This window comes from Frigoribacterium sp. CG_9.8 (genome assembly GCF_015751965.1).
Taxonomy (GTDB): Bacteria; Actinomycetota; Actinomycetes; order Actinomycetales; family Microbacteriaceae; genus Lacisediminihabitans.
The window spans coordinates 175,886-200,607 of sequence record NZ_JADOVH010000004.1 but is presented as its reverse complement, the minus strand read 5'-3'; the positions used below and the strand labels follow the sequence as shown (position 1 = coordinate 200,607).

At 62.1% G+C, this 24,722-nt stretch carries 24 protein-coding genes and 1 tRNA gene; 13 read left to right on the top strand and 12 right to left on the bottom strand.

Going from position 1 to position 24,722, the window contains the following annotated elements:
- The first annotated feature begins 63 nt into the window (after positions 1-63).
- Positions 64-1,692: a chaperonin GroEL gene (gene groL, locus IWX88_RS10230; protein WP_196829967.1), complete on the top strand. Its 1,629-nt coding sequence runs from the start codon at positions 64-66 to the stop codon at positions 1,690-1,692.
- Positions 1,693-1,852: 160 nt separating this feature from the next.
- On the opposite strand, the gene IWX88_RS10225 is transcribed toward groL, so the two are convergent.
- From IWX88_RS10225 to IWX88_RS10215, 3 genes are all read right to left on the bottom strand, one after another.
- Positions 1,853-2,143 carry a WXG100 family type VII secretion target gene (locus IWX88_RS10225; protein ID WP_196829965.1) on the bottom strand — a complete coding sequence of 97 codons (291 nt, stop codon included), beginning with the start codon at positions 2,141-2,143 and terminating at the stop codon, positions 1,853-1,855.
- Positions 2,144-2,231: 88 nt separating this feature from the next.
- Positions 2,232-3,932, bottom strand: a complete 1,701-nt coding sequence (locus tag IWX88_RS10220) for a cell wall metabolism sensor histidine kinase WalK (RefSeq protein ID WP_196830155.1) — start codon at positions 3,930-3,932, stop codon at positions 2,232-2,234.
- A gap of 115 nt (positions 3,933-4,047) precedes the next feature.
- Positions 4,048-4,740, bottom strand: a complete 693-nt coding sequence (locus IWX88_RS10215; protein WP_196829963.1) for a response regulator transcription factor — start codon at positions 4,738-4,740, stop codon at positions 4,048-4,050.
- Between the two features lie 108 nt (positions 4,741-4,848).
- Here IWX88_RS10215 and folP point away from each other — a divergent pair, with 108 nt between their 5' ends.
- Together folP and IWX88_RS10205 are read left to right on the top strand one after the other, a co-directional pair.
- Entirely contained in the window at positions 4,849-5,706 is an 858-nt protein-coding gene (gene folP, locus IWX88_RS10210; RefSeq protein ID WP_196829961.1) for a dihydropteroate synthase, read from the top strand.
- 39 nt (positions 5,707-5,745) lie between these two features.
- On the top strand, positions 5,746-6,498 hold the full coding sequence (locus tag IWX88_RS10205; RefSeq protein ID WP_196829959.1) for a pyrimidine reductase family protein: 753 nt from the start codon (positions 5,746-5,748) through the stop codon (positions 6,496-6,498).
- Positions 6,499-6,500: 2 nt separating this feature from the next.
- Here the strand turns inward: IWX88_RS10205 and IWX88_RS10200 are convergent, their stop codons facing one another.
- The 3 genes from IWX88_RS10200 to IWX88_RS10190 all read right to left on the bottom strand — a co-directional run bounded on the left by IWX88_RS10200 (position 6,501) and on the right by IWX88_RS10190 (position 10,497).
- Positions 6,501-8,168, bottom strand: coding sequence for a DNA repair helicase XPB (locus IWX88_RS10200; protein ID WP_370568299.1), 1,668 nt, complete (start codon positions 8,166-8,168; stop codon positions 6,501-6,503).
- 55 nt (positions 8,169-8,223) lie between these two features.
- Positions 8,224-10,095, bottom strand: a complete 1,872-nt coding sequence (locus IWX88_RS10195; protein WP_196829957.1) for a helicase-associated domain-containing protein — start codon at positions 10,093-10,095, stop codon at positions 8,224-8,226.
- Positions 10,096-10,158: 63 nt separating this feature from the next.
- Positions 10,159-10,497 carry a hypothetical protein gene (locus IWX88_RS10190; protein ID WP_196829955.1) on the bottom strand — a complete coding sequence of 113 codons (339 nt, stop codon included), beginning with the start codon at positions 10,495-10,497 and terminating at the stop codon, positions 10,159-10,161.
- 68 nt (positions 10,498-10,565) lie between these two features.
- On the opposite strand from IWX88_RS10190, the gene IWX88_RS10185 reads away from it, so the two are divergent.
- Positions 10,566-10,946 carry a cold-shock protein gene (locus IWX88_RS10185; RefSeq protein WP_196829954.1) on the top strand — a complete coding sequence of 127 codons (381 nt, stop codon included), beginning with the start codon at positions 10,566-10,568 and terminating at the stop codon, positions 10,944-10,946.
- Positions 10,939-11,667, top strand: coding sequence for a DUF3027 domain-containing protein (locus tag IWX88_RS10180; protein ID WP_231369143.1), 729 nt, complete (start codon positions 10,939-10,941; stop codon positions 11,665-11,667). The genes IWX88_RS10185 and IWX88_RS10180 overlap by 8 nt, the downstream gene beginning before the upstream one ends.
- A 56-nt stretch (positions 11,668-11,723) precedes the next feature.
- On the opposite strand, the gene IWX88_RS10175 is transcribed toward IWX88_RS10180, so the two are convergent.
- Together IWX88_RS10175 and serC are read right to left on the bottom strand one after the other, a co-directional pair.
- Positions 11,724-11,909 carry a DUF2530 domain-containing protein gene (locus IWX88_RS10175; protein WP_370568298.1) on the bottom strand — a complete coding sequence of 62 codons (186 nt, stop codon included), beginning with the start codon at positions 11,907-11,909 and terminating at the stop codon, positions 11,724-11,726.
- A 50-nt stretch (positions 11,910-11,959) separates the two neighbouring features.
- Entirely contained in the window at positions 11,960-13,072 is a 1,113-nt protein-coding gene (gene serC / locus IWX88_RS10170; protein WP_196829949.1) for a phosphoserine transaminase, read from the bottom strand.
- Positions 13,073-13,167: 95 nt separating this feature from the next.
- Between serC and IWX88_RS10165 the strand changes: the two genes are divergently transcribed.
- The 6 genes from IWX88_RS10165 (at position 13,168) to IWX88_RS10140 (ending at position 16,699) form a co-directional block, all read left to right on the top strand.
- The gene (locus IWX88_RS10165) at positions 13,168-13,860 is read left to right on the top strand and encodes a metal-dependent transcriptional regulator (protein ID WP_196829947.1); all 693 of its coding nucleotides are present in this window, start codon (positions 13,168-13,170) and stop codon (positions 13,858-13,860) included.
- A gap of 339 nt (positions 13,861-14,199) precedes the next feature.
- Positions 14,200-14,694 carry an HNH endonuclease gene (locus tag IWX88_RS10160; protein WP_196829945.1) on the top strand — a complete coding sequence of 165 codons (495 nt, stop codon included), beginning with the start codon at positions 14,200-14,202 and terminating at the stop codon, positions 14,692-14,694.
- A 118-nt stretch (positions 14,695-14,812) separates the two neighbouring features.
- Positions 14,813-15,376: a hypothetical protein gene (locus IWX88_RS10155; protein ID WP_196829943.1), complete on the top strand. Its 564-nt coding sequence runs from the start codon at positions 14,813-14,815 to the stop codon at positions 15,374-15,376.
- Between the two features lie 94 nt (positions 15,377-15,470).
- Positions 15,471-15,998, top strand: a complete 528-nt coding sequence (locus IWX88_RS10150) for an RNA polymerase sigma factor (protein ID WP_370568297.1) — start codon at positions 15,471-15,473, stop codon at positions 15,996-15,998.
- Positions 15,995-16,582 (top strand): hypothetical protein, encoded by a 588-nt coding sequence (locus IWX88_RS10145; RefSeq protein ID WP_196829938.1) that lies wholly within the window; start codon positions 15,995-15,997, stop codon positions 16,580-16,582. Before IWX88_RS10150 ends, IWX88_RS10145 begins: the two co-directional genes overlap by 4 nt.
- 45 nt (positions 16,583-16,627) lie before the next feature.
- Positions 16,628-16,699, top strand: a tRNA-Arg gene (locus tag IWX88_RS10140).
- A 318-nt stretch (positions 16,700-17,017) separates the two neighbouring features.
- Here IWX88_RS10140 and IWX88_RS10135 read toward each other — a convergent pair.
- The gene (locus IWX88_RS10135; protein ID WP_370568296.1) at positions 17,018-18,184 is read right to left on the bottom strand and encodes an ROK family transcriptional regulator; all 1,167 of its coding nucleotides are present in this window, start codon (positions 18,182-18,184) and stop codon (positions 17,018-17,020) included.
- A gap of 287 nt (positions 18,185-18,471) precedes the next feature.
- On the opposite strand from IWX88_RS10135, the gene IWX88_RS10130 reads away from it, so the two are divergent.
- The gene (locus IWX88_RS10130) at positions 18,472-18,882 is read left to right on the top strand and encodes an arsenate reductase ArsC (protein ID WP_196829936.1); all 411 of its coding nucleotides are present in this window, start codon (positions 18,472-18,474) and stop codon (positions 18,880-18,882) included.
- 17 nt (positions 18,883-18,899) lie between these two features.
- Here the strand turns inward: IWX88_RS10130 and IWX88_RS10125 are convergent.
- The 3 genes from IWX88_RS10125 to IWX88_RS10115 all read right to left on the bottom strand — a co-directional run bounded on the left by IWX88_RS10125 (position 18,900) and on the right by IWX88_RS10115 (position 22,892).
- Positions 18,900-20,188, bottom strand: a protein-coding gene (locus IWX88_RS10125; protein ID WP_196829933.1) for an IS3 family transposase whose coding sequence is annotated in 2 segments (ribosomal slippage) — positions 18,900-19,918 and positions 19,918-20,188 — 1,290 coding nt in all. Because the reading frame shifts where the segments join, the coding sequence is not laid out codon by codon here.
- A gap of 463 nt (positions 20,189-20,651) precedes the next feature.
- Entirely contained in the window at positions 20,652-21,248 is a 597-nt protein-coding gene (locus IWX88_RS10120; protein WP_196829931.1) for an urea carboxylase-associated family protein, read from the bottom strand.
- Between the two features lie 93 nt (positions 21,249-21,341).
- Positions 21,342-22,892: an amidase gene (locus tag IWX88_RS10115; RefSeq protein WP_196829929.1), complete on the bottom strand. Its 1,551-nt coding sequence runs from the start codon at positions 22,890-22,892 to the stop codon at positions 21,342-21,344.
- A 203-nt stretch (positions 22,893-23,095) separates the two neighbouring features.
- Here IWX88_RS10115 and IWX88_RS10110 point away from each other — a divergent pair, with 203 nt between their 5' ends.
- Entirely contained in the window at positions 23,096-24,583 is a 1,488-nt protein-coding gene (locus IWX88_RS10110) for a cytosine permease (protein ID WP_196829927.1), read from the top strand.
- The last annotated feature ends 139 nt before the right edge of the window (positions 24,584-24,722 follow it).

The following is a 24,722-nucleotide window of genomic DNA, read 5'->3' as shown; positions in this document are numbered from 1 at the left end:
TCCCTTCTTGCGAGTGCCAATAGCTGTTGCTTACATGACGTCCCGGAAGGACGAAAAACACACATGGCAAAGATCATTGCTTTCAACGAAGAGGCCCGTCGCGGCCTCGAGCGCGGCCTCAACATTCTGGCTGACGCCGTCAAGGTGACACTCGGCCCGCGCGGTCGCAACGTCGTGCTCGAGAAGAAGTGGGGCGCCCCCACCATCACGAACGACGGTGTTTCCATCGCCAAGGAGATCGAACTCGACGACCCGTACGAGAAGATCGGTGCGGAGCTCGTCAAAGAGGTAGCCAAGAAGACGGATGATGTCGCTGGCGACGGAACGACCACCTCGGTCGTTCTCGCCCAGGCGCTCGTGCGCGAAGGACTGCGCAACGTCGCGGCCGGTGCAGACCCGATCAGCCTCAAGCGCGGCATCGACAAGGCCGTCACGGCCGTCATCGCCGCGCTCGTCGCCGGTGCAAAGGAAATCGAGACCAAAGAAGAGATCGCGGCCACCGCATCCATCTCTGCCGGGGACCCCGAGATCGGCGCGCTCATCGCGGAAGCGATCGATAAGGTCGGCAAGGAGGGTGTTGTCACCGTCGAGGAGTCGAACACCTTCGGCACCGAGCTCGAGCTCACCGAGGGCATGCGTTTCGACAAGGGTTACCTTTCGGCATACTTCGTCACCGACCCCGAGCGCCAGGAAGCGGTCTTCGAAGACCCCTACATCCTGATTGTCAACTCGAAGGTCTCCAACATCAAGGACCTCCTCCCCGTCGTCGACAAGGTGATCCAGTCGGGTAAGCAGCTTCTCATCATCGCCGAGGACGTGGATGGTGAGGCTCTCGCGACCCTCGTCGTCAACAAGATCCGTGGCATCTTCAAGTCGGTTGCCGTCAAGGCTCCCGGCTTCGGTGACCGCCGCAAGGCTCAGCTCCAGGACATCGCGATCCTCACCGGCGGACAGGTCATCTCCGAGGAGGTCGGGCTCAAGCTCGAGAACGCCACCCTCGACCTGCTCGGCCGTGCCCGCAAGGTCGTTGTCACCAAGGACGAGACCACGATCATTGAGGGCTCCGGCGACGCTGAGGCCATCGCCGGTCGGGTCAAGCAGATCCGTGCCGAGATCGAGAACACCGATTCCGACTACGACCGTGAGAAGCTGCAGGAGCGTCTGGCGAAACTCGCTGGAGGCGTTGCAGTCATCAAGGCCGGAGCCGCGACCGAGGTCGAGCTCAAGGAGCGCAAGCACCGCATCGAGGATGCAGTGCGCAACGCGAAGGCCGCTGTCGAAGAGGGCATCGTCGCCGGTGGTGGCGTCGCCCTCATCCAGGCTGGCGCTGTTGCATTCGCCACCGAGGCGCTTCTCGCGCTGACCGGTGACGAGGCCACCGGAGCGAACATCGTCAAGGTTGCAGTGGACGCGCCGCTCAAGCAGATCGCCACGAACGCGGGGCTCGAGTCCGGCGTTGTCGCCGAGAAGGTGCGCAACCTTCCGTCGGGTCACGGCCTCAATGCCGCAACCGGCGAGTACGTCGACATGCTCGCCGCCGGGATCAATGACCCGGTGAAGGTCACCCGTTCGGCCCTGCTCAACGCAGCGTCGATCGCCGGTCTCTTCCTCACCACCGAGGTCGTTGTCGCTGACAAGCCCGAGAAGGCTGCAGCAGCGATGGGCGACCCGTCAGGCGGCATGGACTTCTAAGTCAGTACTAGCCAGAGCAGCATTAGAAAGCAGGGCGTCTCCCTCGGGAGGTGCCCTGCTTTCGTTGTTCAGCCGCGAGAAATGACGGGCAGCCTTCGCGGGCCGACACGCGACCCATCGTCAAAAGATGAGCACCCGACCAGCTCAGTGCGCAAACAGCTCAGTGCGCGAACAGCCGCGTGTTCGCCGCCTCGATCTCGGCATACTGTTGCCCGGCGTGGCCGAGCCCGGTGCTCAGTGCGGCAAGCACCTCTTCAACGCGCTGTTCGAGGCTCTTCCACTCGATCACCACACCCTGGAACGCCGTTGCCGCCGGGCCTGACCAGGACCCCTGCAGGCTGGTGAGCTGGCCATGCAATGCACCAACCTCACCCTGGATACGGCCGATGGTGGCTGTGGCTGCGGTTGTCGCCGCGAGTACCGCTTCGCTGTCGACCTGATAGCGCGTCATGTGTGCCTCCGTGAGTTCGTGTCCGCACACCGGATGGGTGGGATCGCGTCCTTCACGCTAACTCTCGGTCACAAACTGTCGTGCGGTGTCAGTCACGCTTGGGGACAACGGGCGGCGTGTAACCCTCTGGGAGGAGCGGCAGGCTGATCCGAAAGGTGGCTCCGCCTCCGGGGGTCTCTCGCACGGTCACTTCGCCCCGGTGCGACGCGATGATGCCGGAGACGATCGCGAGCCCGAGCCCACTGCCACCGGTCTCGCGGGTGCGAGAGGAGTCCGCGCGCCAGAAACGCTGGAAGATATTTTCTCGAATCTGGGGAGGAATTCCCTCCCCGTGGTCCACTACCTCGAGCACGCCCACACCCCGGGCTGCATCGACAGAGACGATGAGCTCGAGCGGTGAGTCGTCCGGAGTGAAGCGCGTCGCGTTGCCGATCAGGTTTGTCACGACCTGCCGAATCTTATTCTCTTCGGCGAGCACGACCGCGGGTTCCTCGGCAAGCGGGACGGCAGTCGGCGCAGTGGCTGTGCTGATCGCGTCGATCGCGATCGGCATCGTCGCGATCTCACCGCGCACCTGCCGACGGCGCAGACGGGCGAGCTGCGCTCCGGCAAACCGGATGGGGCTGGTGGTCGCGGTGCTGCCCGATGTGCGTGCGGGGGTAATCGTATCGACCGAATCGGCGGTGCCGATCCTGGCGGCCCGGGCATCCGTCGACATGGGCTGTGCCGCCGTTACGATCACAGTCACCGTGCGCTTCGGGGCGGATGCCATGGTGTCCAGCGCGGCATCGTAGGCGATCGGAACGAGGTCAACGGCGCGCAGCTGGAGAGGCTTCGCCTCGTCGATGCGGGCGAGTTCGAGAAGGTCCGAGACGAGCTCGCCCATGCGAATGGCTTCCTTCTCAATGCGTCCCATCGCCTGGGCCACATCCTCGGGTTTATCCAGCGCACCCATCCGGTAGAGCTCGGCATAGCCGCGCACCGAGACGAGCGGAGTGCGCAACTCGTGACTGGCATCCCCGACAAAACGGCGCATCTGGTCGATGGTGCGGGCGCGGTCGGAGAAGGCCCGATCGATGCGATTGAGCATGGTGTTCAGTGAGCGGTTGAGCCGGCCGACCTCAGTGTTCGGGGTATCGCCCTGCAGTCGCTGGCTGAAGTCGCCCTCAGCAATCGCGGCGGCAGTGGCTTCGACGCGGCGCAGCGGGGCGAAGGTGGATGTCACGAGCAAGCGGGTGAGTGCGGCGCCGAGCACAATCACCGCAAGCCCGAAGCCGAGGAAGATCACGAGGAACTGGTTGATCAGGTCGTCTGAGCTCTTCAGGTCGACGGCGACAACTACGGTGACGAAGTCTGGCGAGTTGACGATGTTGCGGGGAACGGCGACGATCCGCCACTGGTCGCCGCGCTCTTTATCCCAGACGGTGAAGGGAACCCCGCCCGCCGTGATCACCGAAGTGAATGGCATTGCTGGCAGTTTGGGCGCCGCGGTTGTGAGCGCGCCGTTATTACAAAGTTCATCGCCGTTGGTGTCGAGCACCGCGAGGTAATAGTCATTGATTCCGGGCAGGACATCGCAGGTTGTTGCGCCGACCTTGGTGTAGCCGGGCACAGCCAACGCGTATTTCGTCATCTTCGTGTCGGCGTCGGTGAGGAGGTAGTTGCGCAGCACCGTCATAGTGCCCACGCCCGCGACGAGCAGGCCGAGAGTGACCAAAAGCACGGTCACGCCGGTGATCTTGGTGCGCAGTGAGACGCCGCCCCACCGGCTCGAGAATTTTTTGCGCATCAGGATTCCAAGATTACGTCGCGTTGCCTGATGGTGCACCTCGCTGACCCTGCCGACATCCTGCCACTGATCGCTCTGTTTCTCGCACAGAGCGGGCATTCACCACACGCTGTTGCTAGACGCGGGCCGCTTTCAGCATGTAGCCGAAGCCGCGTTTGGTCTGAATCACTGGCTCCTGCGAATACTGGTCAAGCTTGCGACGCAGATAGGAGATGTAACTCTCCACGATGCCGGCGTCTCCGTTGAAGTCGTATTCCCAGACGTGATCGAGGATCTGGGCCTTTGAGAGCACGCGATTGGGGTTGAGCATCAGGTAGCGCAAGAGCTTGAATTCTGTCGGGCTCAACTCGATCTGCTCAGACCCGACGGTCACTTCGTGCGTGTCTTGGTCCATGGTCAATTCGCCGGCCCGGATGATGGCGTCTTCCTCGTCTTGCATAGTTCGGCGCAGGATCGCCTTGATGCGCGCGACGATCTCATCCAGGCTGAACGGCTTGGTCACGTAGTCGTCGCCGCCGACCGTGAGTCCGGTTATTTTGTCTTCGGTGTCATCCTTGGCGGTGAGGAAGAGGATCGGAGAGGTGTATCCGCTTGACCGGAGGCGCTTAGTCACGCCGAAGCCGTTCATGTCGGGCAGCATCACGTCGAGGATGATGAGGTCCGGTTCCTCCTCGAGCACTGCCGAGATGGCCTGCGCTCCGTTTCCCACGGCACGCACCGCGAAACCGGCAAACCGGAGGCTCGTCGTCAGCAGGTCGCGGATGTTTGGTTCGTCGTCAACAATCAGAATCTTCGGGCCATCGCTCATGTCCCAAGTATCTGCGCGTTAGCTGTGCATATCCTGGGTATCGGTGACGGATGATTCGAGCTTTTCATTCTCGGCGGGGATCGGGCTTTCCGTGGCTAGTGTGGTCAGATGGACCGCATCATTGGAAGTCGCACGTTCGACTTCGACCGGCAGGTCGCGGTCATGGCAATCATCAACCGCACCCCCGACTCCTTCTTCGACAAGGGGGCAACCTTTGCGCTCGACCGCGCGGTGGAAGCCGCACTCGCGGCGGACGCTGCCGGTGCCGACTGGGTCGACATCGGGGGAGTGCCCTTCGGCCGGGGAGATCCGGTGAGCCTCGCCGAGGAACTCGACCGCGTCGTGCCGGTGATTGCCGCCATCCATGCCCGCAGCGACGTGGTGATCTCGGTGGACACGACGAACGCGGAAGTTGCCCGGCTCAGCATCGAGGCCGGGGCATCCGTCATCAATGACACCAGCGGATGCTCTGACCCCGGCATGGCGGGTGTCGTAGCGGCGAGCAACGCCACCCTCGTGCTCACCCACAGCAACGGAGTGCCGCGCAGCGAGCCGCAGAGCCCCCACTACGACGACGTGATTCGGGAGGTGGTCGATTTCCTTCGCGATCGGGTGCGGCAGTCTGAGGCGGCCGGTATCCCCCGGAACCGCCTGATCATTGATCCGGGCCATGATCTGAATAAGAACACGGTGCACACCCTGGAGATCACTCGGCGCCTGCAGGAAATCGCTGCGATCGGTCTGCCGACCCTCGCAGCGGTGTCGAATAAGGACTTTATCGGCGAGTGCATCGACCGCGAGCAGGGGCAGCGCCAATCCGGCACCATCGCCGCAGCGGTGATCTGCATTATGAACGGCGCACGAATCGTACGGATGCACGATGTGCCGGCCGCCGTCGACGCGGTGCGGCTCACCGAAGTCGTGCTCGGATTCCGCCAACCCGTGCACGCGCGCCACAATGTCTGATGTGTGCTCCGCTGGGCGCTGTCTGATGGGTGCTGCCTGATGGGCGCAGTGCGAATTGACTGCCTGCTGCCGCTACCGGCTTCCGACCTCTCAGACGATGCCATCTCGGCACTCTACGATCGGGCGGATCGCTCCGTCCCCTGGCTGCGGGTCAACTTCGTCTCGAGCGCCGACGGAGCCGCGGCCGTGGACGGAGTATCGGGCGGACTCGGTACTGACGCTGATCATCGGATATTCGACCTTCTGCGCGAACTGTGCGACGTCGTGATTGTCGGCGCTGGCACCGTGCGCTCAGAGGGATACGGCGCGATGGTGTTGCCGCCAGCGTCGGCTGCGCGACGAGTCGCGCGCGGGTTGCCTGCGCATCCCGTATTCGCGATCGTCTCCAACAGCCTCACCCTCGACCCTGCCTCGCCCATCTTCACCGAGGCTCCGGTACGCCCGATTGTTGTGACGACGGAGGCTGCACCGCACGATCGGCGCACCGCCCTCGCGGCGGTGGCCGACGTTCTGATCGCCGGGCAGCAGCAGCTCGATCCTTCGATCCTTGTCGCAGCTCTCGCCGAGCGCGGCCTCACGCAGCAGCACTGCGAGGGTGGCCCGTCGCTCTTTGGCAGCCTTCTCGCGGCTGGCGCCGTGGACGAACTCTGCCTCACGGTGAGTCCGCAGCTCGTGGCTGGGGATGCGAAGCGGATTGCTGCGGGTGCCCTCGCGAGCCCACGCGACCTGGCTCTCAGTCAGGTTCTTGTTTCGGGCGACACCTTACTGCTGCGCTACGAACTGCGCCGCTGAGCTCAGGCGGCGATCGCGTCGCCGTCGAGGATCGTGTAGCTGTAGCCCTGTTCGGCGAGGAAGCGCTGGCGGTTTTGGGCGAAGTCCTGGTCGACCGTGTCGCGCGCGACGAGAGTGTAGAAGTTGGCGGGGAGGCCGCTCTCCTTGGGGCGCAGCAGCCGTCCGAGGCGTTGAGCCTCCTCTTGACGCGATCCGAAACTCCCGGAAACCTGAATTGCCACTGTCGCCTCTGGCAGGTCCACAGAGAAGTTGGCCACCTTCGAAACCACCAGCACGGTGATCTCGCCCTCGCGGAATGCTTGGTAGAGCCTCTCGCGCTCTTCGATCGGTGTCGAGCCGGTGAGCTTGGGCGCGTCGAGAGTCTCGGCAAGAGTGTCGATCTGGTCGAGGTATTGGCCGATAACCAAAATCCGCTCGCCCTCGTGCTTCTTGACCAGGTCCCGCACGACCTGCAGCTTGGCCGGGGCCGTCGCGGCCAGTCGATACCGCTCGTCATCGGCGGATGCGGCGTATTCGAGGCGCTCCTGGGCTGGCAAGTCGATGCGAACCTCGAAGCACGAGGCGGGGGAGATGAAGCCCTGGGCTTCGATCTCTTTCCAGGGTGCGTCGAACCGCTTGGGACCGATGAGGCTGAAGACATCCCCCTCGCGGCCGTCCTCACGCACCAGAGTTGCGGTGAGGCCGAGACGGCGACGGGCCTGCAGCTCGGCCGTGAGCTTGAAAACGGGAGCCGGCAGCAGATGCACCTCGTCATAGATCACGAGCCCCCAGTCGAGAGCATCGAGCAGTGCGAGGTGGGCGTACTCGCCCTTCCGCTTAGCGGTCAGAATCTGGTAGGTCGCGATGGTGACCGGCTTTACTTCTTTGACCTGGCCGGAGTATTCGCCAATCTCATCCGCCGTGAGGGTCGTGCGTTTGAGCAGTTCCGCGCGCCACTGCCTGGCGGAGACGGTATTGGTGACGAGGATCAGCGTCGTGGTCTCGACCCGGGCCATTGCACCGGCGCCGACGAGCGTTTTACCCGCGCCGCAGGGGAGGACGATGACTCCCGATCCGCCGTCTACAAAGCTCGATACTGCGTGGTTCTGGTACTCCCGCAAGTTCCACGCGGTGGTGTCGAGGGCGATCGGATGCGGCGTGCCCGGCGTGTACCCGGCGAGATCCTCCGCCGGCCAGCCCAGCTTGACCAGCTCTTGCTTGACCTGTCCGCGTGCCCAGGCCTTGATCTCATAGCGGTCGATCGCCGGACCCGTGCCGCGCTGGTCATCCGGGAGAAAGAGTAACGGAGCGATGCGCTTGGCCCGAACGATCTCGTTGAGCACCGCGGCATCCGTGGAGCGCAGGATGAGGGTGCCATTCGCGTCACGCTCGATCACGAGCCGACCGTAGCGACCGACGGTCTCGGTTATGTCGATGGAGACACTCTGCGGGATGGTGAACTTGGAATACTTCTCGAGAGTATCGAGCATATTTTCCGCGGTGTGGCCGGCCGCGCGGGCATTCCACAGACCGAGTCGGGTGATGCGGTAGGTGTGGATGTGCTCCGGCGCACGCTCGAGTTCGGCGAACACGGCGAGGTCGTGGCGGGCATCCTGCGCGGAGGGATGCGCGACCTCCAGCAACACGGTTCGGTCGCTCTGCACGATCAGGGGTCCAGACAACGCATCCACCTCGTAATCTTAGGTCACGTGAGTGGGTAGTGTTCCGGTGCGTCGAGTGTGCGCGCTACTTTGGCGGCGAGATGCCCGCGATGCGCGACAGCGGCAGAGTGCGCTCGATCGCAGCGCGATTGTCGCGTCCGCGAAGGCGTCCCGCTGCCACACTGGTCGGCTCGAGCTGGTAATCCACGAGAGTGCCATTCGGCATGGTCACGCTCACCGTGAGCGGAATCTTCGCCTTGATCGCGGCATCGAGCTGGCGCACCAGCCAGGCTTGGCTCGCCTCTTCTTCCTGGGGTTCACCGCCCAGCCGCAGTCGCTCGATAAGCGCGTCCACTGAATCGACCCCGCTCGCAGATGCTAATTTGGCATGGCGTTGCCGACGGAGAGCCACAATTTCGCCGCGGGCATCCTCCGCTGCAATCGGGTAGCGCGCATCGCTCACTGACCAAAAGATAACGTCGAGCGGGAAGCGACTTTCGGCGTGGGTCTCCGAGGTACGCTCGAAGCCGAGGGACGAGAGGCTCTGGTCGACGAGAATGGTGCCGATGAGCAACTCATCGTCTGACCGAATGTAGCTCCGAGCATCCGCACGGGCGTCGACGAGGCTCCCCACTCGCACCTGTCCGTAGCGGCTTGACGCCTCGCCGATGAGGTAGTTGAGCGGCTGCGGGATGCCGGTGAGCGAGATGCCGCCGAGAAACTCGAGGATCGACTCCGCTGTCTCACCCGCCGCCATCGCCCGATTGACGCTCGAAGTCGACACCCGATAGCTTGACGCGAGCGCACGGCTTTCGACGTCGGCAAGCGACCGCAGCCGGGCATCCACTCGGGGAGTCAACGGGCCGGGGGCGACGACGGAGAGATCGTGCTGCAGGTAGACCTGCTCCACTTCGGCGGGAAGCAGCGCGGTCATCGCACCTTCGGCCGCAGGGATGCCGTCGGCAAGCAGCAGTGCCCCTGGCCCAGTCGGTGCCTGGTTGGCTGTGATGCCGAGCAGTTCGGCGTCGCGGGTGTAGGCGCTGATGCGCTCATCCATCCATTCGCCGCCGGCCGGATAGAGCCAGTTGATGTATTCGTGCAGGCCGGACGCGCCGAGAGCATGGATACGCTGCCCGAGTAGCGTGCGGATGTCGACCGGGAGCCGGTCGAACCAAGCCGCACCGAGCGTGGCCCAGCGCGCACCCGTAGACCGCAAAAGCCATCCGCTGCCGCTCTCGGTGATCATCCACGATCCGCTTTCCCGTGCCACTAATCCGGCACGGTGAGCGACTGCGAGAAATATGGCAACCGATTCGAGGTCGACACTCATCGCGTGGGCAAGACGCTTGCTGTCGGGGAGGGCGACGCCACCCTTTTGAAGCTCGCGTGCCGGGTCGCGTTCAAGCTCGACCAGCAATTGCGTGATGCCGGTGATGGCGGCAAAAGCGCGTTCGGCACCCACCCGGTCGATGAATCGCTGGTCGACATCTGGCAGGGTTCCCACGGCGGCTGGGGCGCTCGCCTCGGTCAAATCGGCGAGCGAGGGAAGCCCGAAGACGGGCCAGGAGTTCAACTGGTCACGCACACTGCCGTAGGCGGTGAACCGATTGGACTCCGCCTCAAGCAGCGTGAGGGCAGCGGCCGCAGAGATGCGATCGGAGATGGATGCCATGGACACCTCACGTGCCGAGAGCACGGAGAGTCGGGCGGCAACCTCTGCCGCCGTCGGTGCCCCGGTTTCGGCGGTGAGTTGCGCGATCACTGACAGCACGGCGAGGGTTTCCCGGTCGAGCCGCGTCAGAATCTGCTGCACGGAAGCACGGTCGAGGAAGGCCTCTGCAAGATCAAAAAAATCCTTAATTCCGGCGGGATGGATGTCCCTGGCTCGGACTGTCACAGCCAGGCACGTGTCATCCATCGCACGCAGGCGCGTCGCTAAGGACAGAGTGTCACTCATGTCTGCTCACCCGTCCCTGTGTCTGGCGGCGCCGGTTCGGCAACACCGGCAAATCGTTGCGTCCTATTTTCTGGTCGTGCGGGTTGTGCGAGTCGTGCGGTTTTTGCGGGTTGTGGGCGCAATTCGGGTGCTGCGGGCTGTTGCGGCCTGTGTCTCCCGGCTGCGACGTCGGGCGCTCACGACGAGGAGAGTAATGATCATGAGAAATCCGACCGACAGCCCGACGAATGGGAAGAGGGTCAGAGCCTGCCAGAGGGACGCAGGCGCAATTCGTGAAAGGCCAGCGCCCGTGCCGATGAGCACGACGAAAATCGTCACGATTGACAGACCAACGATTCCTGCGATCATGAAGGCCAGCACACGTTCGCTACGATGAGCAGTCGCCGGGATATCTTTTGTCACAGTGCTAAGGATACGGCCCCCGACTCCCCGTAGGCTTACGGCCACAGCCAAGCGAAAGAGGTATCGCCATGCCCACCGGCAAGGTTAAGTTCTATGACGAAGAGAAGGGCTTTGGCTTCATCAGTTCCGATGATGGCCAAGAGGTCTTCCTCCATGCCTCCGCGCTTCCTGCTGGCACCACGGTCAAGGCCGGGGCCAAACTCGAATTCGGAATCGCCGACGGCAAGCGTGGAGCCCAGGCACTATCGGTGCGCGTGCTCGAAGCGCCCCCGAGTCTCGCCAAGCTCAGCCGCAAGCCGGCAGATGACATGTCAATCATCATCGAGGATCTCGTCAAACTGCTCGACGGGATCGGTACCAACCTCAAGCGCGGACGTTACCCCGACAGCAAGCACGGATCGACGATCGCTGCGATGCTGCGCAAGGTCGCGGATGAACTCGATGCCTGATTCGATGGCTCCTGCCGCCATGGCGCCGGCTGTCGGGGCGCTCGGCGAGATAACACAGCTCTCCGCAGCATCCGAGACCGACTTCGACCTCGCGCGGACCGCGCTTCGGGAGATCACTTCTGCCGAGTCGATCGGTGCACCGGCGGGATCGATCGACAACGGCGATGGTGTGACGACGCTCTACTTTGAGACGCTTCTCTCCGGCTACCCCGGGTGGCGCTGGACAGTGAGCATTGCCCATGTCGAGAACACACCGGCGAGCGTGCTTGAAACCGAACTGACCCCGGGTGATGGAGCACTGCTGTCTCCAACCTGGGTGCCCTGGGTGGATCGCCTCGCCGATCTCACTGAGGCTCAGGATGCGGCGACCGGTCTCAACGAGATCAACGGCCGCGACGGCGACGACCGCCACGACGACGATGACGATCGCGACGATGATGACGACCGCGACGACGATGACGATGACGACCGCGATGATGACGACGACCGCGACGACGATGACGACGACCGCGACGATGACGACGACGACCGCGACGATGATGACGACCGCGACGAGTCGGACGACGATGATGACGACAACTTCGGCCGTGACGTTCTGCACGGCGGTGATCTCGACGGTGTTGACATCGACGATGCAGGCAACGACGGGTCAGATGACAGCGAGTATGGCGAGTCGGACGACGACGAAGACAACAAGGATGAGCACGAGCGCTCCCTCTGAGCGCTGCGGTTGCAAAACCGGTCGCAAAACCGGTTGCAAAATCGGTTGCTGTAGCGCTACTTGTGCCGCTTGGCCGCGTAGGCCAGGCCGACGAGGCCGAGCACAATTCCCACCATGCATGTCCAGAGCAGCCAACTGTTGGCCGGGTGGCTCAGCGGCGTAAGAAACAGCAGCACGACGATTGTGGCAATCACCCACGCGCCAAGACCGATGAGCATGGGCCTGCGGTCATCCGTCTTCACCGGACCAGGGTCTGCTCGACGCTCGGAGTCCCTCAGGAACAGCCTCACGATCAGCTGTTCTCGACGACGAACTCGATGGACGACACCAGTGCCCGAACGTCATCCGGCTCTATCGCCGTGAAGGTAGCGACGCGAAGCTGATTGCGGCCGAGCTTGCGGTATGGCTCGGTGTCGACGATTCCGTTGGCGCGCAGTGTCGCTGCGATACCGGCTGCATCAATGCTGTCGTCAAAGTCGATGGTGACAACCACCTGCGAACGGTGGTCGGGGTTGGTCACGAAGGGGGTCGCGTAGGCCGAAGCCTCGGCCCAGTCGTACAGTACCGAGGAGGATTCGCGGGTGCGGGCATCCGCCCAGGTCAACCCACCGTTGCCGTTGATCCAGTCGATCTGGTTCTCCATGAGCAGGATGGTCGAGAGTGCCGGGGTGTTGAGGGTCTGGTTGAGACGCGAGTTATCCACGGCGTTCTTCAGACTGAGAAACTCGGGAATCCACCGATCGCTTGCGGCGATTCGCTCCACCCGTTCGATCGCGGCAGGGGAGAACAGGGCAAACCAAAGTCCGCCATCGGAGGCGAAGTTCTTCTGCGGGGCGAAGTAATAGACATCCGCTTGGGATGCGTCGATGTTGATGCCGCCGGCGGCGCTGGTCGCATCCACCACGGTGAGTGCGCCAGGATCTCCGGCGGCGCGGATGACCGGGGCCATCACTCCCGTGGAGGTTTCGTTGTGCGGCCAGGCATAGACGTCGATGCCGGACGTGATCTCGATCTCGCTGCGGGATCCGGCTGGCGCATCGATCACGTGCGGCGCGGTGAGGAACGGTGCCGCAGCGGACTGGGCGAACTTCGAGCCGAACTCGCCGAAGGTGAGATTTTGGCTGCGCTTCTCGATAAGTGAGAACGCTGCGGCATCCCAGAAGGCGGTTGATCCGCCGTTGCCGAGCACGACCTCGTAGCCGTCGGGGAGGCGGAAGAGCTGAGAAAGGCCCGCCTGCACGCGGCCGACTAGATCCTTAACCGGAGCCTGGCGGTGGGATGTTCCGAGGATGCTCGCCCCCGCACTGGCAAGGTGTGCGAGTTGCTCCGGCCGCACCTGTGACGGGCCGCAGCCGAATCGTCCATCGGAGGGCAGAAGGGACGAGGGAATGGTCAAATGCGGCATGGGGCCAATTCTATTCGGACGGTTTCGACACGGAATGCGCCGGCGATGCCGCAGGTTAGGCTTACCTGACAAGCATGCCGCGTTAGGAGGCGACGATGGCCGATCTCATTGACACCACTGAGATGTACCTCCGCACGATTTACGAGCTCGAGGAAGAGAATATCTTCCCCCTTCGGGCGCGAATCAGCGAACGCCTGGGACACTCCGGACCAACGGTGTCGCAAACCATCGGTCGCATGGAACGCGACGGTCTGGTTGTGGTCGAGGGTGACCGGCACCTCGCGCTTACGGCAGAGGGTCGAAGCAAGGCCGTGCATGTGATGCGCAAGCATCGACTTGCTGAGCGGCTGCTTGCCGACGTGATCGGTCTGGATTGGGCCCTCGTGCACGAGGAGGCATGTCGCTGGGAGCATGTGATGAGCGAATCGGTGGAGCGTCGCATTATCGAGTTGCTCGAGCACCCGACGCACTCCCCTTACGGCAACCCGATCCCGGGTTTGGATGAACTCGGCGATCACACTGCTGGCAAATTTTCCGATGGGGTGGTCAACATCGTCAACTACACACTGGGGGCGGTCGGTGCAATCAAGGGGGTCATCCGTCGCCTCGGTGAGCCCGTGCAATATGAGGTAGAACTGCTGGAGCAGCTGCAGGCAGCCGGTGTCTTGCCCGGTGCGCAGGCGAGCTTCACCGCCGTGGGTTCCTATGTTCTCGTGCAGGTGGAGGGGCACGAAGACAGCATTGAATTGCCCGCTGAGGTCGCAATTCACGTGTACGTGGGAATCTAACAACGCGTTAACGCTTCATTTCGTGCGCGTCGCACCCTCTAATGTAAGAATTTTCTGGGTTACGCTGAGATTCTTGCAATTCTGAGAGCCGATTTCGGAAAGAGCCTGATGTCACCGTCACGAGTCATCCAATCCGTGGATGCGCGCGCGTACTTTTTCATACGGCACTGCTGTCAACAACGGGTGGACTTCCACGCGGGCAAGAATCAGGCACTGTCGAATTGACAGTGTCTTTTTGTTTGTCTGAAACCGACTGGTGACCGCGTTCAAAACCGTCTCGCAGAACCAAGGTGCATCGATCTACCTGGAAGCCGTCCAGGCATTTTCGAAAGGATGACAATGCGCACGCTGGTCCTCAACGCGGGCTTCGAGCCCCTCGCCGTGGTGTCGTTCAAGCGAGCGCTCGTGCTCGTGATGAACCAGAAGGCGACGATTATTGCTGCGGATGCCGGGCATCCGGTCTGGTCCGCATCTGGCTCGTACGCCCGACCCTCTGTCATCCTGCTGACTCGGTATGTGCGCATCCCGAACAGTCGACTCATCCCGGTATCGCGTCGCGGCGTGCTGAGACGCGACGGGCAGCGCTGCGGATATTGCGGGGGAGCGGCGAACACGATCGACCATGTTCTGCCGCGCTCACGTGGGGGTGCCGACAGCTGGGAAAACCTCGTGGCGTGTTGTCTGCGGTGCAACAACATGAAGGGTGACCGCACCCCAGCCGAGATGAACTGGACCCTGCGGGTGCGGCCGAAACCACCCCATGGCACGGCGTGGCTGGTGCGCGGGGTCGAGCGTGCCGAGGCCGAGTGGGACGAGTTCTTGCCCGCCGCTTAGGTCGTTTCGGAGCGGATTTGACATCGTCCGTAACCTTTTCGACAACCTCAACGATTACAGGTTTACGAGCCGTGCATGCTGTGGGGCTTGCAATAAAGCAAGAGTTAGGGATTCATTCATGTCTTTCTTCACCGTGTTGATCAGTAGCAAGATTGCCCTCGGAGTGCTCGGCGTCGCAGCCGTCGCTGCAGGGGGAACCGCAGCCGTGGCCGTCGCCGGCAACCTTCCCGAGGCTTCGCAGGGAATCGTCCACGCCGACAGCGCGAAGCCGGATCCCACGAAGTCCGCGAAGGCTGACACCGCCGATTCAACGGATGGGCCCGACTCCACCTCCGCATCGAAGGGTCCGGATGCCAAGGGTGCGGCCGCGTTCGGGCTCTGCAACGCCTTCACGCACGGAGGCCTCGGGACCAAGTCGACCGCCTACGGATCGCTGGTCACCGCGGCTTCGGGCGCGGAGAAGGTCGCCACCTATTGCGCCACAGTAATCGCTGACAAAAAGTCCGCCTCACATCGTTCGACCGACACTTCATCTAAGTCGAAGGACACGACTTCTGAGTCTGAAAACACGACCTCGGAGTCTGAGGACACGACCTCGGACGAGTCTGTCGCCCTGGCCGCCCCGGTTCTGCCCAGCCAGGCGGCGACGGGTGCGGACCACAAGAAGACCAGTCGCCCGTAACATCTGCATATAGCCGACGGCCGTCTGGTGACAGGCGTGCCTTCGGTCGGCTGACGTAGTCCGCGGCCATGCAGGCGACTGGAGGAGATTGGTAGTGAGGAGCGGTGGATCGAATGCCGATGAGCGTTTGCTGTTCACCGTCGCCTATCGGCAGCATGCGGCCACGGTTAGCGGCTACTTGCGATCCCAGGGTCTCGCGGATCCGGAAGCGGTCACCCAAGATGTCTTTCTCGCCCTCTTTCCCCGGCTGCCAGAAATCAGCGGCGGCGCAGATGGCCTTCGAGCGCTTCTCTTCAGCATCGCCCACGCGCGAGTTGTCGATCATCATCGGCGTCGCAGTACGGCTCCGAGTGTCTCGGAATACGACCCGGAGAGCGACCTGCGCACAACGCATTCGGCGGAAGACATCGCGCTGGCGTCGCACTCGCACGTGCAGGTTTTGCTCCAATCATTACCGGACGATTATCGGGAGGTGCTCGCGTTGAGAATCATCGCCGACCTCTCGCTTGATGGCACAGCCCAGATCATGGGCAAGTCCACCGGAGCCGTGAAGCAACTGCAAAGACGCGCGCTCGCCGCCCTTCGAACCCAATTGATAATGAACGCCGAGAGCACACCATGACCAGCGCCGCCATCGAAGACCTACTACAGCAATCGGGCATTGACGACCAGGCGCTGCTTCGAGAGCTGCTCGGCGAGATCGAGGCCCTCGGAGCAGGCGACGCTCCCGTCCCCTCGGCTGAGGTCCTCGCTCTTATGGCGCCCTCGACCGGCGTGGTGCGGCGCCGCTTCCAGTCGCGGCGCCGCACGGCGATCGTGATCACACTGGCTGTTACTGCATCCGTCGGCATGGGTACCGCCGCCGCGGCGGCGGCGATTCCCGAGGTGCGACGTGTCGCCCAGAACGTGATTCAGACCGTCATGCATGCTGTTGCGCCTCACGTGACGATGACGACGAGCCCCGCTGGAGTGCCGTCCCGCAGTGATAATCATGCTGCCGCGACTCATTCATCCGATTCGGATGGCGAGGGGCGGAGCGCGACGACACCGTCAATCTCTGCGCCCAAGTCCACCACCGCTCCATCGTCGCCACCGAAGGCGAGTGTCGTGCCGGCGAACCCGCACGCGACAGACGCTCCCGTTGTTCCTCCCACGCAGATCCCTGCTGGAAAGAGCTCACCGCCCCCTGAGGCGCACGGTCGGTAACCCAACAGACCGGGCACGTCCGACTCGGCTAAACTCGGGTCGCCAGCCTCTGTAGCTCAATGGAAGAGCAGTTCCGTCCTAAGGAAACGGTTGGGGGTTCGAGTCCCTCCAGGGGCACCTCCGTCTGATCAGGGTCAGAGCAGCTATTTATCCGTCAGAGTGCGGATTGCACACCTCCGTTGCCCACAATTGCGGAGCATCAGTCCGCGATTTCGGGCTTTTACCCACCATTTGCGCACTTGTGAATAATTTCTGTCGGCGGAGATGGAAATGGACCGTTAGGTTCGGGGTGATAACGGTTTGGCTGCGTCGGAACGCGTGCGCTCATGTGGAGTTTCGATGCTTCGGAGCTGAAGCCTTCGATGTTCTGATTGGCAGTGACGAAGAATCAGCCGACCTAACTAGCTCCCATGCCGATTCGAGCGACCGGGGCGACTACGCGCCTATTCCCTCAATACCTTCCGGTGACAGGGCACGCTCGATGGCCATAATGCTCGCTCCCGCGACTCCCGCCATTTCACCCGCCCGGGACTGCACGATAGAGAGATGTTCGGCCGCAAAGGGAGTAGACCGCGAGTACACGACTTCACGCACCCCGGCGATAATGTGCTCTCCCGCCTGCGCCAGTGCCCCACCGATAGTGATCACCGAGGGGTTAATGATGCTCACGCACACCGTGAGCACCTCGCCAATGTCGCGGCCGGCCTGACGCACGGCCTGGATGGCTGAGGTGTCACCGGATTTGACCAGGGCAACGAGTTCAGCAACCGTTGTGATGTCGCGCCCGATCCCGCGGAGGTCGGCAATGATGGCGGGGCTGCCCGCGATTGCTTCCAGGCAGCCCTCGTTTCCACACTTACAGACGACGCCGGCGCCACGAGGAATTTTTACGTGACCGATGTCACCCGCAATGCCCTGAGCTCCTCGTTGGAGCACCCCACCGCCGATAATTCCCAAGCCGATTCCCGTCGAGACTTTCACAAAGATGATGTTGTCGGCATCGGGCCACCCCATTGCCCGTTCGCCAAGCGCCATGATGTTGACGTCGTTATCGACCAGAATGGGTACCGAGAAAGTTCGCCGCATGTGCGCGGGCACGTCGTAGCCGTCCCAGCCCGGCATGATCGGCGGATTCGTCGGCCTGCCGCTTTCGTGTTCTACCGGCCCGGGGAGCCCAATGCCGACGGCCACGAGATCAGAGATCGGTCGGTCGCATTCGACCATCAACCTGTTGATCGTGAGCACAAGCCAATCAAGAACCACCTCAGGGCCGTTGTCTATCACCAAGTCTTCGAAAACGGATCGCAAGACTGTGCCCGAGAGATCCGTGATCGCGACTCGTCCGTGCGTTGCCCCGAGGTCGGCAGCCACCACCACCCGTGCCCCCGGATTCAGTGCGATTTGGGCCGGGGGCCTTCCGCCGGTCGAGACCGCTTCGCCAACCGGTGTGACCAGACCGTGTTCCAAGAGTTCATCGATCCGTAGCGAGATTGTGGAACGAGCGAGTCCCGTCAGCTGCGCAAGCTCCGCACGGGTGCGCGGCTCTCCATCACGCAAGAATTGGAAAAGTTCGCTCGCACCGAATCCTCCGGCAATTTTCACCACAATAATCCCTCATATCTTTCGGTCGAGGCGTGCCCCATCTGGCGTGCTGCGGCCAAAAGTGGGGACTCGACACGACAATAGCTTCGATCCTATCGTCGATATTCGACGAAAGTCGCATGTCATGCGAGACTACAAATCGCGATGGCGCACCTGCGTTACCCAGCCCTAAAACTCCCGTCATTAAGGCGGCTCTCAACGAGGAGACTTTGGGTCTCTGGTCAAGATGTGCGACAATCCATAGATGATTATCTATGCTTTAGGGATCGCCGAAGATAAGGTATCCAATGCCCCAGAAGCCGACAGTCCTGTTCGTCTGCATCCACAACGCCGGTCGTTCGCAGATGGCTGCCGGCTATATGCGAGAGCTCTCCGGTGGTGCGGTCGAGGTGCGATCGGGCGGGTCCGAACCCGGTGACCAGATCAACCCGATGGCGATCGCCGCGATGGCAGAAGAGGGCATCGATATCTCGCGGGCTCTGCCCCAGTTGATGACGACCGAGCAGGTCAAAGACTCTGATGTGGTCATCACGATGGGATGTGGCGATGTCTGCCCGATTTTCCCTGGCAAGCGCTACGAGGACTGGGAACTGACCGATCCCAAGGGTAAGTCGATCGATGAGGTTCGGCCGATCCGTGACGACATCAAGGCGCGCGTTGAGGCGCTGTTGACCGAGCTGCTTCCGAGTTCGGTCTGACTGAACCGTCCCGGTTTTCATGCCGCCGTTTTGTTGGCGGCGTCACCGGTTGATGCGCCGATATTTTGAGCGTAGTAGTTGCGCTCGTATTCCTCGGGCGGGATGTTGCCGAGGAAGCTGTGGAGTCGTTCGTTGTTGTACCAGCTGACCCAGTCGAAGGTGACCTCTTCGACATCTGGCAGGCCCTTCAGGGGGCCGGTGCGAAACGGTGAGCCGTTGCGGATCGCTTCGTTCTTGAACAGGCCCATTATGGTCTCCGCGGCCGCGTTGTCATAGGCATCGCCGACTGTTCCGATCGAGGCGGTGAGTCCTTCGAGTGCCACCGTTTCGGTGAAGCGGATACTCGTGTATTGGGATCCTGCGTCGCTGTGATGGATCATTCCGGGCGAGATCGGCCGGCCGGTGTGGTCCCGTCGCCACAACGCCATCTTGAGGCACGCTTCCACGAACGGGGTGTCTTTGATCGTCGATATCTGCCAGCCCACGATCGCGCGGGAGAACAGATCGATCGCGAACGCGACATACACGAACCCGGCCCAGGTGGCGACATAGGTGAAGTCGGTCACCCAGGAATGGTTCGGGAACGGGGCGGTGAAGTCCCGGTTCAACAAGTCGCCCGCGCGTTTGCCATCCTTGGCCGGGATCGTGGTCCTGGTCTTCCGGCCCCGGACCAGCCCACTCATCCCGGCCAGGCGCATCAGCCGGTCGACGGTGTGTTTGGAGACACCAAGGAACCCGTTGCGTCCCAGCCACGCCGTCATCTTCCGCCGCCCATACAGCACCTCAGGGCGGGGCCGGCCGCGGCTGTCGCGTTGGTGGAGACGGTGGAACGCATCAAGGATGCTGGCATCGGTGAACGCACGCGCGGGCGCGGCGCGTCTCTTCCAGGCCCGATAGGTTCGCGCGGCGACCCGGACGCCCTGCATGCGCAGGACCTCACAGGCCGACTCGACCGCGTGACCATCCGCTTTCATCTGGTCGATGAAAGCGACTACCCGTGGTGGCGAGGGTCGAGCTCCCTCGCGAAGAAAGACGCCGCCGCCTTCAAGATCTCGTTCGTCTCCCGAAGATCACGGTTCTCCCTCTTCAGCCTGCGGATCTCTTCCAGCTCGACACTGCTCGGTCCGGGCTTCGCCCCGGCGTCGACTTGGGCCTGCCGCACCCACTTCCGCAGCGTCTCCGGACCCACATTCAGCTTCTCACCCAGGTCCCGGCAGGCAGCCCACGGAGACGGGTAATCGGGCAGACGATCCAGGGCCATCCGGGTCGCACGCTCACGAACCTCGAGGGGATATTTGATGGGCATAACCGAATCCTTTCAAAGAAAGAAAACGGCACGAAACCCGGGACGGTTCAGACCGACCTGTTAGAGCCGACCAGCGGGTGACTGACTTCAGCATCCGACGAGGGCTGCCCGGGGTGACCGATCCCCGGGAGTATCTCCAGCGACTTGTTGGAGATCTTGCGGAGGAGCCAATCGGCTCCTCGGCCACTAACGGAATAAGGGCCACAAGCGGAATAAGGGCCACTAGCGGAACAAGGGCCACAAGCGGAACGAGGGCCACCCGCGAGCTGAGCGCATTAACCCGGGTAATCTGCTGGACTTCGTCTCTGGTGTGGGCGCAACAAACGGTGATTGCGGATGCGCGGCAACTGGGCGACACGTCCTCTAATAGCGGGAGTGCAATAGCGGGAGTGCCTTGGGCCTGACACGAGCACTGCACCTCTGTGAGACAGGTCACATAACTGCGTCAAGGTTCCTGGCTCGCTCAGACGCCAACCGTGATCAGGATGGCTCCGGGCGCTTGGATCGAAACCATGTCTTGTGGGCATGCGCTGACGACCAGGTACACGTCGAGTAAGCAGGTAAATGTCACGGAGTCGCCTGGCTGGGCAGCTGGCGTCAGCCACTGCACAGTTCCATCCGGCAGCACTGGCGTGTTCATAAACAGGTTGATCGGTTGCGGAACATCGACGCGTGGGTGCCCCGCGATAGCCATCGCGTCACGAAGGTTTTCCTGGCACGAGCGATGCCCTGGCGCTGCGCCGAGAAGTTCGTATCTCGTTGGGTCGCATGCGGCGATGAGCATGTCGTGTGCGCCGTGGCAGGAGTCGCTGTCAAAACGCAGAATCGAACGACGATTATTCGTCACAAAGTCTTGTCCCACGCGGGGGAGGAGGCTGCTGACCTGCACTCGGGTGTGTTCGGCAGAGTGGTACTCGCCTACGTCGTCGCGGCAAAACACCCAGGTGTCTGCGATCTGCTGGCCGTTGAGGTTGGTGATCCGTATCTGTTGCCCGGAATCGACCATCACAACGCGCCCTTCTGCGTGGGGGACGATTACTTCGAGCACAGAGTTGGGCATTTCGGGTCCTTTCGGTGGGTTCTTTTCTCCTGCGGCGCACAGAAGCGGCCGTCACGTTGCACAGGTGCACAGTCGAGCGGTGAACCGGTGTGATCACAGCGAGCCGATGGCGAAGGGGGCGTAGCCCGGTGCAGTCATCGGCCACGGTCTGGCTGTTTCCCACTCTCGCCCGAGGCTCAAGAGCGTACCGTCGTGAAACCGTGGCGCGGTGAGCTGCATCCCGAACGGGAGTCCGTTGTCAAGAGTGCCAGCCGGAAGTGTGATGGCTGGGTGGCCCGTGATGTTCTGAAGCACAGTATTGAGGATGGCGGGGTCGACACCCGCATCGGAGGTGGCGGTCATTCGTCCATCGGGAAGAAAGCCCTCAGTGACAAGGGTCGGCGTCACGAGCACGCTATCGGATCCCAACAGCTCATCCAGTTGGCGCACGTAGGCGAAGCGGCGGCGGCGGGCGTCGAGATAATCCTCAATGCTCGTGGCCAACCCTCTGTGCATATATTCCAGAAACACCGGATCGAAATCATCAGCCCGTTCGGCCAAGAGTTCCCTGCCGAGTTGATGCGCTTGTTCCGTACAGCAGATGGTGAACCAATCAAGATCGGGATTGCCCCCTGAACAGATATCCGCAGGTGAGATCAGCTCGATCGGGAGTGAGAGCTCTGACTCACACGCCCCGAGAGCCCGGTCGAATGCCTGAGCCACGGGTGCGGGCAGGGGGCCCCAGTCGTAGGTTCGCGGTGCGGCGAGGAGGCGGCGCGGTCGATCGTGGCGGGGCTCCCACAGCGGCACGGCACTGGGATCACCGTCGACCGGGCCCTTCGACAGGGCCAACAGAATTTCGATATCCGAGATGGTGTGCGCCATCGGCCCGTCTGTTGACAGATCAATCCACGAGGGAATTGGACTGCGACCGACGATCCCATTCGTTGGTTTTAGTCCGACCAGACCGCACAAAGCGGCTGGGATTCTGATTGACCCGCCGCCGTCGGTTGATGTTGCTACAGCTGCGAGGCCAGCTGCAAGCGCAGCTCCGGATCCGCCGCTGGATCCGCCTGGCGACCAATTGAGTCCCCACGGGTTTCGCGTTGAACCAAACAATCGATTTGAGGTGTACGCCTCGAAGGCGAATTCGGGCGCGTTTGTTTTTCCGACCACGATTGCTCCGGCTGCGCGAAGACGTGCGGGAACCAGACCGTCCTGTGTTGCCGGCGGAGCGGATGAATACAGTAGCGACCCGTGAGTGGTCACTAATCCTGCGACATCCTCAATGTCCTTGATCAGAATTGGAACACCCTCGAGGGGTCTCACCTGCGCACCACCGGCAACCCGTGCGTCGCTCCTGGAGGCCTCGTCCAACGCCCGGTCGGCACAGGTGAGGACGACGGCATTGATCTGCCTATTGTCGGCTTCGATCCGACGCAGTGAGGCCTCGACCAGTTCGCGCGAGGAGATATCCCTGCGCTGAATTGCCGCAACCAAGTCGTTGATCGTGATTCTTGCCGCCAGTCTGGTTGGGGTGGTTGGGGTGGTTGGGGTGGTTGGGGTGGTCGGGAGGAATGCCGTTCTCAAGTCCCTGATCGCGAGGATGGGAGCCGGAGCGCCAGACCTGCGGCCACCGTATCCCGGTCGAGAGGACCGCGTCAATAGGGCAGTGCAGGCGTGACATGCCAGTCAATGTCTCGAGAATGAGGTCACTAATGGTTGTCTTACAAGCACTTTTTGTTGCATAATACTATCCAAATCACCAACTGCATCGCTGCTCGTCTCGCTTCCTGGATCGCCGAGAACATTGCGACCCGAGCTGGAAAAAAACCACTCGAATACCGGGAATTTCAAAGGAGAAATTTATGAGTGAAACCAAAGTCAAGGCTGGATATAACGGCCTTGAAGTCCGTTCGATCGACTATGTCCCCAAGAGTGAGAGGCATGGCAAGGTCTGGCATATCGGACCCCTGTGGTTTATGGGTAATGCCCAAATCGCGACCCTGGCGATTGGGGTCGTGAGCTTCGCCATCGGTGGCAATCTGATCTGGTCGATCATCGCGATCATCATCGGTCTCATCATCGGCACGATCTTCATGGCCGCCCACTCATCGCAGGGCCCGCGGCTCGGGTTGCCGCAGATGATCCAGTCGAGGCCGCAGTTCGGCTATATCGGCGCCCTGCTGGTGTGGCTGTTCGCCTTCCTGCAATATGCCGGTTTCAACATCTTCAATACCGTGCTAGCCGGCAACGCGATCACCGGTGCGTTCGGATTTGGCTCGGGCGCAGATCCGTTCTGGTTCTGGGCCATCACCATCGTTGCCGCGGTCATTGCAATTTTCGGGTACGACCTGATTCACAAGATGGAGCGCTACCTCACCTACGTCACGGTCATCGTGCTGGGGCTGCTGACCATTTCCGCGCTCATTCACCTCGAGTTGCCCGCCGGCGCCATGGACCTCACGCAGTTCAACCCGGTCGCATTCTTCTCGCAGCTCGGTGTGGTTGCGGGATACCAGATCTCCTGGGCGATCTACGTGTCGGACTATTCCCGCTACCTGCCCGCAGATACTGCGACATCAACGACGATCCGCTGGACGTTTTGGGGCAGTGCTATCGGTGGTGCCTGGATGACCCTGCTCGGGGCCTTCCTCGCTGCGGCGGTCAAAGATTTTAACGCCAGCGACCCGATCAGCGCAATCCAGGGCGTGGCGAACAGCCTGTTCCCCGGATTCGGAACGATCGCTCTTCTGGTTATCGCCGGTGGGCTCATCGCGGTCATGGTTCTCAATATGTATGGCGGGTCACTTACCCTCATCTCGTCGGTCGACAGCATTCGCAAAGTGCGACCGACCCTCGCAGTGCGCGTAGTCACGGTCGCCATCACGGCCGTGATTTCTGGGGTGCTCGCGCTTTTTGCATCGAGCAACTTCGCATCCACTTTTCAAAGTTTCCTGCTTTTGGTTCTCTACTTCTTCATTCCGTGGACTGCGGTCAACCTCACCGACTACTTCATCGTTCGCAAGGGTCAGTACGCGATTGCCGAGATCTTCAAACCCAACGGCATCTATGGTCGCTGGGGATGGGCCGGAATCGCCTCGTACCTCATTGCCTTCGTGTGCATGGCCCCGTTCTTCAGCATCGGGGAGTTCTATACCGGATTCGCTGCGGCGGCGATGGGTGGCGTCGATATCTCGCTGTTCATCGGTCTGCCCATCGGAGGCATCCTGTACTGGCTGTTCACCAGGAACCTTGATGTCGCCAGTGAGAAGCGCCTCGCTGACCAGCAGTCCGCGGAGATCGAGAATGCCGCACCCGAGGCCGATGACCTGGCCGGGGTGATCATCAGCTGATCGGCTCAGCATCAAGTGAGCTGGAACCTTCACGACTTGGGGGTTCCAGCACATCACCTGACAGGCGAAGGGCCGACGAAATCAAACACGAACGGTTGCCACAGAATCGAAAGAGACCGTGACGCGCAACCGCACCCGC